Annotated in this window: 16 protein-coding genes; 13 read left to right on the plus strand and 3 right to left on the minus strand. The window is 33.2% G+C overall.

The features are described 5' to 3' along the window. Positions 1–2: 2 nt before the first annotated feature. Positions 3–602, minus strand: coding sequence for an NUDIX hydrolase (locus tag OZP08_RS16875; RefSeq protein WP_268847273.1), 600 nt, complete (start codon positions 600–602; stop codon positions 3–5). A gap of 7 nt (positions 603–609) precedes the next feature. On the opposite strand from OZP08_RS16875, the gene pyrE reads away from it, so the two are divergent. Next, a complete protein-coding gene (gene pyrE / locus OZP08_RS16880) occupies positions 610–1251 on the plus strand; it encodes an orotate phosphoribosyltransferase (RefSeq protein ID WP_268847274.1) in 642 nt (213 codons plus the stop codon). A 66-nt stretch (positions 1252–1317) separates the two neighbouring features. Further along, positions 1318–1710 (plus strand): SRPBCC family protein, encoded by a 393-nt coding sequence (locus OZP08_RS16885; protein ID WP_268847275.1) that lies wholly within the window; start codon positions 1318–1320, stop codon positions 1708–1710. Positions 1711–1801: 91 nt separating this feature from the next. Here OZP08_RS16885 and OZP08_RS16890 read toward each other — a convergent pair whose 3' ends face one another. Beyond that, on the minus strand, positions 1802–2530 hold the full coding sequence (locus tag OZP08_RS16890; RefSeq protein ID WP_281322403.1) for a biotin--[acetyl-CoA-carboxylase] ligase: 729 nt from the start codon (positions 2528–2530) through the stop codon (positions 1802–1804). Between the two features lie 94 nt (positions 2531–2624). On the opposite strand from OZP08_RS16890, the gene rsfS reads away from it, so the two are divergent. The 7 genes from rsfS to OZP08_RS16925 all read left to right on the plus strand — a co-directional run bounded on the left by rsfS (position 2625) and on the right by OZP08_RS16925 (position 8203). Then, positions 2625–2996 (plus strand): ribosome silencing factor, encoded by a 372-nt coding sequence (gene rsfS / locus OZP08_RS16895; protein ID WP_268847276.1) that lies wholly within the window; start codon positions 2625–2627, stop codon positions 2994–2996. Between the two features lie 15 nt (positions 2997–3011). Further along, positions 3012–4937 (plus strand): ATP-dependent zinc metalloprotease FtsH, encoded by a 1926-nt coding sequence (ftsH, locus tag OZP08_RS16900; RefSeq protein WP_281322404.1) that lies wholly within the window; start codon positions 3012–3014, stop codon positions 4935–4937. A gap of 111 nt (positions 4938–5048) precedes the next feature. Next, the gene (locus tag OZP08_RS16905) at positions 5049–5651 is read left to right on the plus strand and encodes an LUD domain-containing protein (protein WP_281322405.1); all 603 of its coding nucleotides are present in this window, start codon (positions 5049–5051) and stop codon (positions 5649–5651) included. Position 5652: 1 nt separating this feature from the next. Then, positions 5653–6504, plus strand: a complete 852-nt coding sequence (locus OZP08_RS16910) for a phosphatidate cytidylyltransferase (protein WP_281322406.1) — start codon at positions 5653–5655, stop codon at positions 6502–6504. Beyond that, the gene (locus tag OZP08_RS16915) at positions 6494–7147 is read left to right on the plus strand and encodes a phosphatidylserine decarboxylase family protein (protein ID WP_281322407.1); all 654 of its coding nucleotides are present in this window, start codon (positions 6494–6496) and stop codon (positions 7145–7147) included. The genes OZP08_RS16910 and OZP08_RS16915 overlap by 11 nt, the downstream gene beginning before the upstream one ends. Further along, positions 7147–7413 (plus strand): acyl-CoA-binding protein, encoded by a 267-nt coding sequence (locus OZP08_RS16920; protein ID WP_268847278.1) that lies wholly within the window; start codon positions 7147–7149, stop codon positions 7411–7413. The genes OZP08_RS16915 and OZP08_RS16920 overlap by 1 nt, the downstream gene beginning before the upstream one ends. Positions 7414–7498: 85 nt before the next feature. After that, a complete protein-coding gene (locus OZP08_RS16925; protein ID WP_268847279.1) occupies positions 7499–8203 on the plus strand; it encodes a superoxide dismutase in 705 nt (234 codons plus the stop codon). A gap of 67 nt (positions 8204–8270) precedes the next feature. Here the strand turns inward: OZP08_RS16925 and OZP08_RS16930 are convergent, their stop codons facing one another. After that, positions 8271–10142 carry an alpha-amylase family glycosyl hydrolase gene (locus OZP08_RS16930; RefSeq protein WP_268847280.1) on the minus strand — a complete coding sequence of 624 codons (1872 nt, stop codon included), beginning with the start codon at positions 10140–10142 and terminating at the stop codon, positions 8271–8273. A 275-nt stretch (positions 10143–10417) separates the two neighbouring features. Between OZP08_RS16930 and OZP08_RS16935 the strand changes: the two genes are divergently transcribed. From OZP08_RS16935 to OZP08_RS16950, 4 genes are all read left to right on the plus strand, one after another. Further along, positions 10418–12052, plus strand: a complete 1635-nt coding sequence (locus OZP08_RS16935) for an OstA-like protein (protein WP_281322409.1) — start codon at positions 10418–10420, stop codon at positions 12050–12052. 56 nt (positions 12053–12108) lie between these two features. Further along, positions 12109–13293 (plus strand): aspartate aminotransferase family protein, encoded by a 1185-nt coding sequence (locus tag OZP08_RS16940; protein WP_268847281.1) that lies wholly within the window; start codon positions 12109–12111, stop codon positions 13291–13293. Positions 13294–13564: 271 nt separating this feature from the next. Then, entirely contained in the window at positions 13565–14962 is a 1398-nt protein-coding gene (locus OZP08_RS16945; protein ID WP_281322410.1) for a tetratricopeptide repeat protein, read from the plus strand. After that, the gene (locus tag OZP08_RS16950; protein ID WP_281322411.1) at positions 14962–15714 is read left to right on the plus strand and encodes a shikimate dehydrogenase family protein; all 753 of its coding nucleotides are present in this window, start codon (positions 14962–14964) and stop codon (positions 15712–15714) included. The genes OZP08_RS16945 and OZP08_RS16950 overlap by 1 nt, the downstream gene beginning before the upstream one ends. Positions 15715–15786: the final 72 nt, after the last annotated feature.

The following is a 15786-nucleotide window of genomic DNA, read 5'->3' on the forward strand; positions in this document are numbered from 1 at the left end:
TATTAGGTTAATTTTTCTTCTTCAAATAAAAGCTTAATATTTTCGTATGAATTTTGCAAAGCCATTGGAATTTCACTTGGTTTAAGCCAGGCAACTTTTTCGATACCTTCATCTAATTGTCCTTGAGGAATTCCTTCAAAAGAAGACTGCATTTCAAACCAATGGGTAACTTTTAATTTATAGTTTCCGTTACGTTTAAAAACATGATATGTTTTTTGAAGTTTTTTCACAATCTTTAACCCTCCAACTCCAGTCTCTTCCTCTACTTCACGCATTGCAGTAGTCTCAATCAATTCTCCCTTTTCAATACCACCTTTAGGCAAATCCCATTTTCCGTTCCTAAAAATAAATAAAACCTCACCTTTTTTATTAAAAACCAAGCCTCCACCAGCTTTATTAACAGGAATTTTCGCTTTTAATGTTTTCATAATAACGCTTTCATCCGGATGATAGAGATAGGCTTTTTGAATTTTATTTTGAAACATTTTTATTATAACCTGCTTAATATCAATGCTTTCAAGTAAAAATAATTGAAAATCAGTCTCTTTAGAGATTTGATTTGTCAAAAAAAGTGGTTTGTCGTTAACAAAAACTTTATACATTTGTATTATGATTTTTAATAAAGATACTGCCGAAAAAACAGCCGAATTGCTTTTGCAAATAAATGCAATTAAATTGAATCCAGGAAATCCTTTTACATGGGCTTCTGGATGGAAATCGCCTATATACTGCGATAATCGTCTAATCCTTTCATTTCCAGCCATAAGAAATTATGTTCGAGATGAATTTTCTAAACACATTGAGAAACAATTTGGTAAGCCAGATGTAATTGCCGGTGTAGCCACTGGAGCAATTGGAATTGGTATGCTAGTTGCCGAGAGTTTAGGATTGCCTTTTGTTTATGTACGTCCAGAGCCAAAAAAACATGGTCGTCAGAATCAAGTAGAAGGCTTCTTACAAAAAGGACAAAACGTTGTAATTATAGAAGATTTAATTAGTACTGGAAACAGTAGTTTACAAGCCGTAGAAGGCTTGAAAGCAGCTGGAGCAAACATAAAAGGAATGGCTGCCATATTTACTTATGGTTTTGATGTTGCTGATGAGAACTTCAAAAATGCCAAAATAGATTTATATACTTTAAGTAATTACCAAAACTTATTAAATCTAGCCGTAGCCAAAAAATACATTACCGAAAATGAAGAACAAACTTTGAGAGAATGGAACGTAAGTCCATCTACTTGGAGCATCTAAATTTGAAGTTGACCAATTTAGATTTTTGGATTTAAATAAATAAAATAACAAACATTAAATATCATTATGAACTTAGAAAGTCCAAAAGTTACGGTTGAAAAATCAAGTCAAGAATTATTCGATTTATTGGGTGATGTAAAAAATTTCGAAAAATTAATGCCTGATAACATTGCAAAATTTGAAGTAATAGGTGAAGATGCTTTTATTTTTGGATTAAAAGGAATGCCTGAAATAAAATTAAAAATGAAAGAGAAAGTAGCTCCAAACAAAATCGTTTTGGGTGCTGCTAGCGATAAACTTCCATTTACATTAGTAGCTAATATTGATTCAGTTTCAGATAGCTCAAGTGCTGTAAAATTGAATTTTGATGGCGAATTCAATGCCATGATGGCAATGATGGTAAAAGGACCAATCAGTAAATTCATTGAGACTTTGGCTGGTAATATGTCAAAGCTATAAAACTTTACTCAACAAAAAAACAAAAGCCTTTTAGATTTACTAAAAGGCTTTTTTATTGAACTTAAATGCCATAAACTTTCATTTGATTCTATTAATACAACATCTGAACTTCCTTAAGATTGTATTCGCAAATTCTATCGTCTTCTAACTGAATTTGCAACATCCCGATTGAAGAAACACCAGTAATAATCCCCATAAACTTTTGTTCATTGGCATCAGTAAAAGCAGTTGGAATTCCTATCCTGAACAGTTTACCAGAATAGTTATTCCAAATAGAAAGAGCATTTTCTTTATAAAACAAAATCATCTCTTCCAATTTGGCTATAATCTTCAAAAGGATTTCCTCTTTATCAAAATTTGTATTACAAATAACCGCCAAAGACGAAGCTCTCGGCAAATTTTCAAATTGAGTTTGATTAATATTTAAACCCAAACCCACCACAGACGTAATGGTACCGTCACCTTTTATGCTATTTTCAATCAATATGCCACCAATTTTCTTATTGGCTGACATAATGTCGTTAGGCCATTTTATACTTAATTCAGGAATACCATAAGATTCTAAAACTTGAATAACAGCTAATGAAACGACTACATTCAAATTAAAAACCTCTTCAATACCTGATAAAAAACCAGAAACCAAAACACTCATTATTAGATTCTTACCAGACTCAGAACCCCATTTAGCACCCATTTGCCCCTTCCCCTTGAACTGACTTTCAGCAGTAACTACAGTAAAATTTTGCACCTCTTGTTTGTTTGATAATCCTTTCAGAAACTCATTTGTAGAATCTATGGCATCGAGTTTGATTAGCTTCATATATCTTTTTTTGTAAAACATAATTTAATATTATGTTAAGGTTCAAAAATAATCACAAAAAATGGTAACTTTACAAACTTATATAAAAAAATAAATGACGAAAAAGACTATAAATAATGACGCTTTGTTAGCGAATATCATTAAAGGGATTGAAGAAGTAAAAGGAAGCGATATCGACATTCTAGACTTAAGAGAAATAGACACTGCGGTTTGTGACTATTTCGTAATATGCAATGGTAACTCAAATACTCAAGTAAATGCTATTGTAAACTCAATCCAAAAAACAGTTTCCAAAGATTTAAAAGACAAACCTTGGCACGTAGAAGGTTCAGATGTTGCGGAATGGGTCCTAATGGATTATGTTCATATTGTAGTGCATGTATTTCAAAAACACATTCGCGAATATTACAACATCGAAAGTCTTTGGGGAGATGCAAAAATCACTAAAATCGAAAACAAATACTAAAGAAACAAACTTCTAATGGCTAAAGATAATAATCCAAATCCGAATAAATTTAAAGTAAGTCCTTGGTTAATTTATACAGCAATTCTATTAATTTTCTTATTTATAAGTTTTATTACTGGTGGGTCTAATTTTCAGGAACCTTCACAATTAACCTCCTCCAAGTTTAATTCATACTTAGAAAAAGGTCAAATAGAAAAAGTAATTGTATACAACAAGACTGAAGCCGAAGTATTTTTGAATGCTGAAGCCTTAAAAGATCCTGCACATAAAAAAGTAGCAAAAGACGTATTAGACAGACCTAACAAAGGTCCTCATTATTCTTTTGATATTGGGAATGATCAAATATTCCAGACCAAATTAGAAAAAGCCGTTGCCGAAGGTAAACTAAAAGATTTTAGTTTTTTACCAAAAAGCAATTGGACCGACATTTTTGTTAGCCTATTACCAATCATTATCATTATTGGAGTATGGATTTTTATCATGCGAAAAATGTCTGGCGGTGGAGCTGGCGGTGGTGGCCAGATTTTCAATATCGGAAAATCTAAAGCCAAACTTTTTGATGAGAAAAACGACATTAAAACAACGTTTAAAGATGTTGCTGGTTTAGAAGGCGCAAAAGAAGAAATACAAGAAATTGTAGAATTCTTAAAAAACCCTGAAAAATACACCAATTTAGGAGGAAAAATACCTAAAGGAGCTTTACTTGTAGGACCTCCTGGAACCGGAAAAACATTATTAGCCAAAGCAGTGGCTGGTGAAGCCCAAGTACCATTCTTTTCATTATCAGGTTCGGATTTTGTTGAAATGTTTGTCGGTGTTGGTGCATCACGTGTACGTGATTTATTCAAACAAGCTAAAGAAAAATCTCCAGCCATTATTTTTATTGATGAAATTGATGCTGTAGGTAGAGCTAGAGGTAAAAGCAATATGTCTGGCGGAAATGACGAAAGAGAAAATACATTAAACCAACTTCTTACTGAGATGGATGGTTTTGGTACTAACTCTAATGTAATCGTTCTGGCAGCAACCAATAGAGCTGATGTACTTGATAAAGCCTTAATGCGTGCTGGACGTTTTGACAGACAAATATTTGTTGACTTACCAGACATTCGCGAAAGAGCCGAAATTTTCAAAGTACACCTTGCTCCTTTGAAAAAAATTGAAGGATTAGATATCGAATTTTTAGCCAAACAAACTCCTGGTTTTTCTGGAGCTGATATTGCCAATGTTTGTAATGAAGCCGCTTTAATTGCCGCTAGAAACAATAAAGACGCTGTTGACAAACAAGACTTTTTAGATGCAGTAGACAGAATTGTTGGAGGTCTTGAAAAGAAAAACAAAATTGTTACTCCAGAAGAAAAAAGAGCTATTGCTATTCATGAAGCTGGACACGCAACAGTAAGCTGGATGCTGGAACACGCTGCTCCATTAATTAAAGTAACCATAGTTCCTCGCGGACAAAGTCTTGGTGCTGCATGGTATTTACCAGAAGAAAGATTAATTGTTCGCACAGATCAAATGCTAGATGAAATGTGTGCTACAATGGGTGGTAGAGCTGCTGAGAAAGTAACATTTGACAGAATATCTACAGGAGCACTAAGTGATTTAGAAAAAGTAACTAAACAAGCTCGTGCTATGGTAACTGTATATGGCTTGAATGAAAAAATAGGTAATGTTACTTATTACGATTCAACCGGACAAAGCGAATACAGTTTTTCTAAACCATACTCAGAAGATACTGCGAAGATAATTGACAAAGAAATCTCTGATCTTATCGAAAGCCAATATCAAAGAGCAATTACAATATTAGAAGAAAACAAAGACAAACTAGAACAACTTGCTTCTATTTTAATTGACAAAGAAGTCATTTTTAAAGATGATTTAGAAGCTATTTTTGGCAAAAGAACATTTGACAAAAACCTAGGTGAAGTAGTTTCATAATTCTTCCAAATAACATAAAAATTCAAAATCTTAATTCAAAACCCTGTTTTGAATTAAGATTTTTTTATCTTTGAACGTTTTCAGCAAATACAAAACGTAGATTAACAATATATGAGTCTTTTTAGTAAATTTTTTGGCACTAATAATCCTGCTTCCGATGAGGGAAAAGGACACAATAGTAACAAACCAACTCCAGACATTAACTCTCCTATAGATGAGCAATTTATCTATAATTTTAAAAGAAACGGAGGTAAATTTCTATATTGTGAAAATCTAAATGAAGTAAAAGAACAATTTGAAAACATACTGGAAGAAAACGATTGGTTTGAGTGTGAAGCCTTATGTTACGAACCAAAACTATATAGTTTACTAGACGAAAACAAACTTACTTACGGTATATCCCAAAATCCACAATTTCTATTATCAACTTGTGAAAATTTGGTAGCCGAGGAAGGATCCATATTATTTTCATCCAATCAAATCAAACAAAAAAAACCAAATGAATTACCATCAAATATTATCATTTTGGCAAATACCAGCCAGATAGTTGAAGGTAAAAGCGATGGCCTTAGCGCTATCCGAAAAAAATACTTAACAGAATACCCTACCAATATTACTACAATAAAATATTTCGAGAAAGCAAAAGAAGAAGATTTTACACAATATGGAAGTTCTGCCAAAAATCTTTACTTATTGCTACTAGAAGATCTTTAAAATGAATGAAACACTAAAAAGGTCTATATCTGGAGCTATTTACATCATATTATTAATAGCCTCTATAGTATACTCAATAGAAAGTTTTTTCATTCTATTTGGAGTCTTTCTGCTTATTTCAGTTATTGAATTTTGCAATTTATTAAGCATTAATAAAATTATACCAATTGTAATTGCAAACTTGGTCTATTTGTTTTTTTACAAAATAGCCATTGCAACAAAGGCAGATGATATTTTTTTTATTTTGCGTTACAATAACACTTTCGACTTAGCTGTTCTTTTCTTAACTCTAATTGTCTCATTAAAGTGTATAGTGTTTTTATACGATAACAAAATTCAAAGAATAGATTCTTTTTCAAAGTTTGCTTATTTAATCGGGTATATTATCCTTCCTTTTGTTATCATAACAAAAATACCTTTTGGTATAAAAGGCTACAATCCAAATATCCTGATTAGCATATTTATCTTAATTTGGACTAATGATACTTTTGCCTTTTTGGTAGGGAAATCAATAGGGAAACATAAATTATTTGAAAGAATTTCACCTAAAAAAACAATTGAAGGTTTCATTGGAGGAATAATCTTCGCAATAATTTCAAGTTATTTTATTTCAAAATATTTCCTTGAAATTCCAGAGAAAAACATGTACATATGGTTCATAATAGCCTTTATTGTTGGCGTTTTCGGAACAATAGGCGATTTAATTGAATCAAAGTTCAAACGAATAGCAGGAAAAAAAGACAGCGGAAAGATAATGCCTGGTCATGGAGGTATCCTAGATCGACTAGATAGTGTTATCTTTGTAGCACCAATAATATTTTTATTTTATCAAATTTTAAATTATGTTTCATAAAGAAGGAACTCAAAGTATTTTATTAGGCACTGTTTTTACAGCTGTCGTTTTTTTAGTGGCAGATCATTTCATTCAAACAGAATGGATCAAAATGACGATTGAAATAGTAACTTTATTACTATTGATTACCATTTTACAATTTTTCAGAAACCCAAAAAGAACTGTAGAAATAAACGAAAATCATATCATTGCCCCAGTAGATGGTAAAGTTGTTGTGATTGAAGAAGTTTATGAAGGAGAATATTTCAAAGACAAAAGAATACAAGTATCTATATTCATGTCTCCTATAAATGTACATGTTACCCGTTATGCCATAAGCGGAATTGTAAAATTCAGTAAATATCATCCTGGTAAGTTTTTAGTAGCTTGGCACCCAAAAGCCAGTGAAGAAAATGAAAGAACTACAATTGTAGTTGAAAACAAAACTTTTGGAGCAATATTATACCGTCAAATTGCTGGAGCTTTGGCCAAACGTATCGTAAATTATGCACAAGAAGGAATGCAAGTTGTACAAGGTACCGACGCAGGTTTTATTAAATTTGGTTCAAGAGTAGATGTATTTTTACCTTTAGGAACACCAATCAATGTAGAACTAAACCAAAAAGCAATCGGAGGAAAAACAATAATTGCAATAAAACCTTAATGATTGAAAAAGATTTAGATAAAAAATTTCAAGAAGCCGTTGAAATAGCTTTGAATATGACGCAGGCATCATTACCTCAAGACGTCCAGTTACGCCTTTATGCCTTTTATAAACATGCTACATTTGACAGAACCAAGTTCAGTATTTCAGAGAATTCAGACTTAAGAAATGCTTTTAAGACAAATGCCTGGATCCAAATTAGCCATCTTACACAAGATGAAGCCAAAGAACAGTACATTGAATTAATACATTCTTTATTAAAGTAATTGTAATATTCCCATGAAAAAAAACATTTTTCTATTATCTAGTTTACTTTTCGCCTCTGTTTTCATTTCTTGTAATGAAAAAAAAATGACAGAAGTTGTTGAAGTTCCGTTACCAACTGTAAAGGAAAAAATAACATTAGGAAATCCAAATGATGTAAAAGCTAACGAAGGTTCTTTTCAATTAGAAAAACTTTCTTTTGGGTATGATGCGTTATCTCCTGAATTATCTGCTTTGACAATGGAGTCACATTATAAAAATTATTTATATTACACCAACAGTCTAAACAAAACGGTAGCAGGAACTGATAAAGAAAATCTCAGCATTGAAGACATTCTTGCCAAATTAGACATCAATGACCTTGCGTTACGTAATAATGCAGGTGGATATTACAACCATAGCTTGTACTTTAGAACCATAGCGCCAAAATCGGGTGGAGAACCAATAGACACATTAGCCTCAAAGATTAATAAAGATTTTGGTTCGTTTTCTAATTTCAAAAATACATTTAAAGACGCTGCAAACAAACAATTTGGCTCCGGTTGGGTTTGGCTGGTAGTTGATAAAACAGGTGTACTGCAATTATCAACAACTCAAGACCAAGACAATCCATTAATGACATATGCTCCTGTTGTTGGATTTCACGGAACACCAATCTTAGGAATTGATCTTTGGGAACATGCTTATTTCATGGATTACCAATACAAAAAGAAAAAATATATTGATGATTTTTTCAATATAATAAGTTGGGAAAAAGTAAACGAAAATTACAAAGCTACTTTTAAGAAATAAACAACACAAAAAAAGCTGATACCGTTAAGTATCAGCTTTTTTTTATATAATCTATAATCAATAAAGATTACAATTGATAGATAAAAGATTCTAAAGGAGCTATTGAGATTGTGGCTTTGCCTTCACCGTTTACCACTCTCAATTGTATTGCGCTCTTTTCATACAATTGATCTTTTATAGTATAACTTCCGTCTTTTAGATTCCATTTAGCAATAATATCGACAGGTATTTTCAATTCAAAACTATTTGTCAATTCTGATGAAAAATTAGTAATCACAATTAGTTTCTGAGTATCAGACCAACGAACAAAAGAATAAACATGATTAGGGTCATATCCGAGTTCTGCTTGACGATTTACTTCTTGAAGATCTTGAAATTGCCCCATTACTGCTGAACTATTCTTAGAGAAATTCAACAATCTTTTATAAAAATCACGCAAGTCTTTTTCACTTTGCGATAATTTTCCTCCATCAAATGCACCATCATTCATCCATCTTTGATGATTTGGCACTCCTACGTAATCAAAAATAGATGTTCTGGAATGTGTACCAAATCCACCGTTTTCATTTCCAGCCTCCCCTACTTCCTGACCAAAATAAACCATAATAGGAGCCGAAGTTATCATGGTAGATACCACCATCATTGGTTTTCCTTTTTCCGATGAACCTGCAAATTCTGGACTCGCCAATCGTTGTTCATCGTGATTATCTAAAAATTTCAACATATGAACATCAATATCTGCCAAACCTTTCTGAATATAAGAAAGCCCATCCGGCGATGTTTTACCTTGAATAACAGCTTTCAGTTTATCATAAGTCTCTACTTTATCATACAGATAATCCATTTTACCCAAATGAATATAATTACGATATTCTTTCGGATTGTACACTTCTGCCATTAAGAAAGCATCAGGGTTTGCATTTTTTATGGCAGAGTTCATATAGCTCCAAAACTCATAAGGAACCATTTCAGCCATATCATATCGAAAACCATCAACACCTTTGGCTGTCCAATACAAAGCTATATCTCTGAATTTAACCCAAGAACTAGGTACATTTTTGTCTTTCCAAAAAGCATAATGTTCTTTGTTTGACAATTTATCATACCCCATTGGCAATTCCGGAAAATCTTTCGAACCATCAGGGCGAATTCCATAGTTTACCTTGACCGTTTCGTACCAATCATTTTTGTCAGGTTTTGCTAATCGAGATCCATTACCAGTCCATTTAGCAGGATTTTCATCAAATTTACCATCAATAAGAGGATTACTTTCTCCATTTAATGGTTTATCTCCATCAGGCAATTGAAAAGGAGTGTTAGGGATGTAATAAAAATTATTATCTCTTTTGTACTCTACAGTAACATCATCATCTGCACCAAAATCCCTCACCCCTTTAGGATTGTTTTTCCCTTCGTACTTACGGGCAATATGATTAGGAACAATATCTATAATAACCTTCAAATTGGCTTCATGTGTCCTTTTTATAAGTGCTTCAAACTCTTCTAAACGCTTTTCCGGATTTACAGCCAAATCTGGATTTACATTGTAATAATCTTTTACCGCATAGGGAGAACCCGCTCTTCCTTTTACCACTTCAGGGTCATCATTAGAAACTCCTATCGCTGTATAATCTCGTATTACAGCATGATGAGGAACGCCAGTATACCAAACATAAGTAACTCCTAAATCTTTAATTTCATGCAATGCTTTTGCTGTAAAATCATTAAACTTCCCCACCCCATTTTCTTCAATGGTTCCCCAAGGTTTATTGGTGGTATTCTTGTTTCCAAACAATCGAGTAAAGACTTGATATACTACTTCCTTTTTTCCAGAAACAATATCTTTCTTTTCAGCGTACGTTTTTACATCTTTAGTTTTACAGGCTACAACCATAAGTAGTAGACTTATTCCTGTCACAAAGTTTATTTTCTTTATCATTATTAATTTATTAAAAATATACTTGATAATTGAATCAGTTTGAATTATCAATCCATAAATTTAAACTTTTTTTGAAAAGCAGTTTAGAAAAAACAATTCATTCAAGCCTGATTTATAAGCAAAAACGACACTACAACGAGATAGTTCGAGCTAATGTTTATAACTTAAAAAACAAATCTCTTTCAAATTTTGAAAATCAATTCTAATTATAAATAAATCCTAATATATATACCGTTTGACTCCTTTTTCATAAATTTACAAAAAATTAAAATCCATTGAAGAAATCTTTAAATTTCATTACATATACATTAGTGTTGCTTTGCGCCCACATTGTTTTGGCTCAAGCTCCAAAAAAAATACTTGTCGAGAATTCTGACTTTAGTGATGTCGACCAACTCAAAATACCTGATGCTGTTTTACTAACCGGTAACGTGCGCATAAGCCATGACGGTGTACTTCTTACTTGTAATAAAGCCTATTTTTTTCAGAAAGAAAATTATCTAAAAGCTTTTGGAAATGTGCAATTGGTACAGGGAGACACTTTGTATCTAAACAGTAATTATGCCGAATACAGCGGACAATTAAAGAAAGCATTTGCAACTGGAAATGCGGTTATGAGTTCACCAGATGCCACTTTGGCTACTGATACAATCAATTTTGACCGAAACTCCCAAGAAGTTTTTTATAATAGCCCAGGAACTATTATCAACAAAGACAATACCTTAAAAAGCAAATCCGGCAGGTATTATGTAGCGCAAAAAAAATTCCAGTTCTTAACCGCCGTTACCCTTACTAATAAAACTTACGAAATAAAGTCTAATCATTTGGATTACTACAGTAATTCAGGTCATTCCTATCTTTTTGGACCATCAACAATTACCAGTAAAGCCAATTATATCTATACCGAAAAAGGATTTTATGACACCAAAAAGAATCAAGCCCATTTTCTTAACAAATCATACATAAAATATGATGACAGAGTCATAAAAGGGGATAGTCTTTATTATGATCGGAATCGCGAATTTGCATCAGCCACACGAAATGTAAAAATCACCGATTCTATTAACCGCGGAATTGTAAAAGGTCATTATGCCGAATTATACAAAAAGAAAGACTCTATGTTTGTCACCAAAAGAGCCGTGGCGGTAAATTTCGTAGAGAATGACTCGGTATATATTCATGGCAAAAAACTAATGGTTACCGGTAAAGAAGGCGACCGAATCATACGTGCTTACAATAATGTACGATTTTATAAAACGGATATGAGCGGAAAATGTGATTCAATACATTCCCGTTCCAAAACAGCATTAACAAAACTGATAGGCAACCCGATACTTTGGAATGGCGAGAACCAAATCACTGGAGATGTGATACACCTTATAGGTGATAATGCAACTAAAAAATTAGATTCCCTCAAAGTACTCAACAACACTTTTCTCGTCTCGAAAGACACCATTGGAACTGGATTTAACCAAACAAAAGGTCAAAACTTATTTGGTAAATTTCAGGATGGGAAACTCCACGATGTAGATATTGTAAAAAACACCGAAGTGATTTATTACATGCGAAATGACGCCAAAGAACTCATCGGAATCAATAAAAATGTCAGTAGCAAGATTAATATCCTTTTTGATAAAAACAAAATCGAGACCATTACTTTTTTCAAGCAAGTAGATGGAGATATCTTTCCAGAAGCTGATTTACCTGAAAACGCAAGAAAACTTCGGGGACTTAATTGGCGTGGTGACGAAAGAATAAAATCTAAAGACGATATTTTCACAAAAGAAGAAGATGAAGAGGAACTCAAAGTTGCTAATTCAACTGCAAAAGACAAGGCGAAAAAAGATACTCCGATGAAAATCCGAAAGGAAACATTGAATTATGACAAAAAGAAAGGAACGAAAAAGTAACAGTTTACAATTTACTGTAAACACTTTCAAGCTCTTAAACCTTTAAACTAAAAAAAGTGAATCCTGATTTCATAAAATACCAAGCACAAACCTCACCTTACCCATTAGGTATGGAGGTTTCTCATGCTATAGGCTCATATATTTTCGATACCAATAACAAAAAATATTTAGATTTTGTGGCGGGTGTTTCGGCTTGCACACTTGGACATCAAAACAAAAGGGTAAATGATGCTATTAAGGATCAATTAGACAAGTATTCGCATGTAATGGTATATGGCGAATATTCCCAAAGCCCAGCAGTTGAATACTGCAAACTTATGGCTTCTCTCCTGCCCGCTCCTCTTGACAAAACCTATTTGGTCAATTCTGGAACCGAGGCTATAGAAGGTGCCTTAAAACTAGCCCGAAGAACCACTGGAAGAAGTCAGCTAATTTCGTGTCACAATGCTTATCACGGCAATACCATGGGATCCATGAGCGTAATGGGATTTGAAGAACGCAAGCAAGTGTTTCGTCCTTTAATTCCGGATGTCGATTTTATAACCTTCAATAACGAAGCCGATTTACAAAAGATAACTACCAAAACAGCCGGAATCATTCTCGAAACAATTCAAGGAGGAGCAGGATTTATCGAACCCCACAATGATTTTCTTAAAAAAGTAAGAGCACGTTGTACAGAAGTAGGCGCAATAATGATCCTCGATGAAATCCAACCGGGTTTTGGAAGAACCGGTACTCTTTTTGGTTTTCAAAACTACGATGTTGTCCCAGACATAGTCGTAATGGGAAAAGGAATGGGGAGCGGAATGCCCGTAGGAGCATTTACCGCATCAACAGCCATGATGGATTTATTGAGCGAAAACCCAAAATTAGGGCATATAACCACTTTTGGAGGACACCCTGTCATTGCGTCAGCTTGTTTGGCAACTTTGAAAGAATTAACCGAAACCAGCTTAATGCCGGACACTTTAGAAAAAGAAAATCTTTTCAGATCACTTTTGGTACACCCTTTGATACAAGAAATTAGAGGCAAAGGATTAATGCTTGCTACAATGACAGCAAGTGCGGAGATCACAAATGAAGTAATCCTAAAATGTCAAGACAAAGGTCTCATTTTATTTTGGTTACTCTTTGAGGGATGCGCTATCCGAATTACACCACCCCTTACCATTTCTGAAGAGGAAATTAGAGAAGGGTGCGCTATAATTCTCGAAGTAATGAATGAGATTTTAAATAAATAGTATAATCTTTTTTTTAAGGAGCTATTTCCTGCTATCCGTTACAATCTTTACAGTCTCGTTTTAAGAACGAGCCTATAAAGGATTTTCACTGCTATCAGGGCTAGGGCATCCAATAACAAAAAGATCATTTTAGATTAAAAAAAACATACTATTTCTTAAATAATCATTCCATTTTTTTGTTAATTAAATTGTTCACAATAAATATAATTCTTCCTCACAACAACAATACGATTTCCTATTTTTATTTTAGGATAATTTAAAAACAGACAGCATGCAGTTAAGCAACGAAGAAGAAGACTATAACTTATCCCTATCCAAATTTGAGTCTATGTTGAAAACCAACAAAGTACTCTTTTTTGACTCCGAAGAATTTGAAGAAATCATCCTTCACTATCTCGACATGGGTAAGACAGCTTTGGCAAAAAAAGCCCTAAAACTAGCTCTGGATCAACACCCTAAATCAACCGGACTAAAACTAGTCCAAGTGGAGATGTTAATCTATGAAGACAAACTAGAAATAGCCGAAAAGCTATTGAATGAGCTTTATGCCATAGAGCCTACTAACGAAGAAATCTATATCCAAAAGGCAAATATCTGCTCCAAGAGAGATCAACATGAAAAAGCGGTTGAAATGCTAAAAATAGCATTAAACTATACCGATGATTATGCTGATGTCTATAACTTGATTGGAATGGAATATCTTTTTATGGATAATCTTGAACTGGCAAAAGACAGCTTTATCAAATGCCTGGAAGAAGATTTCGAGGATCAATCAGCATTATACAATGTGGTATATTGTTTTGAATTTTTAGATCAAAACCAAGAAGCAATAATTTATCTAAATAAATACATTGACAAAAACCCATATAGCGAAATCGCTTGGCATCAACTGGGACGTTTGTATTATGGCGTAAAAGAATACGAAAATGCTATTCGCGCCTTTGATTACGCCACATTAATCGATGATGAGTTTCTTGGCGCTTTTATGGAAAAAGCAAAAACACTGGAGCGCTTAAAAAAATACGAACTTGCCATCGAAAGTTACAACAGAACAATCGAATTGGACGATGCTACGTCATACGCTTTACTTAGAATAGGTAAATGCTATGAGAAATTAGGCAACAAAGTTCTCGCTTTAAAATACTTTAACAGAACCGTTCATGAGGACCCACTTTTAGACAAAGGCTGGATCGCCATAACTGATTTTTACGTACGTCAAAAGAACTTTCAAAAAGCTTTATTTTATGTCAACAAAGCACTGGCAATAGACAATCAAAACCGTTTGTATTGGAAACGTTTTGCAACCATAAACAAACAGATGAATTTCTTTGAGGAAGCAGAATTTGGTTATCGTAAAGCGGTAGAATTTGGAGATTACCAACTAGATACATGGTTATTTTGGATTGACATTCTTCAGTTTTTAGGCGAATTTGAAAGTGCCATACAAACTTTATTACAAGCATCCGAATACTTCCCGGAAGAAAACGAAATAGAATACCGTTTGGCCGGTTTGTATTTCATGCTATCCGACGACACCAAAGGAAAATTTCATTTAAGCAATGCCTTGCGTTTGAATTTCGATAATCACAAACTAATTGAAAATTTATTCCCTGTTGTTTGGACAAAAAAAACAGTACAAAATTATATCGACAAACATAAAAAGCAGTAATGATTGAAGTAACAAGAAAACGTTTTGGCCTATTAGGCCGTAATATCAGTTATTCCTTTTCAAAAGGATATTTTACAGAAAAATTCAACAATGAGTATTTTTCGAATTGTTCTTATGAGAATTTTGATATTCCTAATATTGACTTTTTTACAGAATTAAGAAAGAACAATACTGACCTTAATGGCTTAAACGTTACTATTCCTTACAAAGAAACAATCATTCCTTTTCTAGATAAGTTATCAAAAAACGCATCTCAAATTGGAGCTGTAAATACTATAAAGTTTACAAAAAAAGGAAAACTAAAAGGCTACAATACAGACTATTATGGCTTCAAAAAATCACTAGAGCCATTATTACAGCCACACCACAAAAAAGCTTTGATTTTAGGAACAGGAGGTGCTTCAAAAGGAGTTGCATTTGCACTTGATCAGTTAAAAATAGCCTATACATTTGTCTCACGCGAAGCGAAAGAAAATTGTATTGACTACTCTCGAATTAATGCCACTACATTTGATAATTATCAGATCATAATCAACTGCACACCTGTGGGAACCAGCCCAAATATCGATTTATTTCCACTTATCCCATACGATTTTTTTACGGACAAACACATTGCTTATGACTTGATTTACAATCCAGCAGAAACGCAATTCCTTAAAAAAGCAAAAGCCCAAGGAGCACAAATAAAAAATGGTTTAGATATGCTAATTTTTCAAGCAGAGAAAGCTTGGAAAATTTGGAACAAACATTAAGATCACTTAAAAAACACAAAAGTCCTCAAATAGAATTATCCATTTGAGGACTTTTTGTTTACTAAAAAACGT

It is taken from the genome of Flavobacterium aestivum (assembly GCF_026870175.2).
GTDB classification, from domain to species: domain Bacteria; phylum Bacteroidota; class Bacteroidia; order Flavobacteriales; family Flavobacteriaceae; genus Flavobacterium; species Flavobacterium aestivum.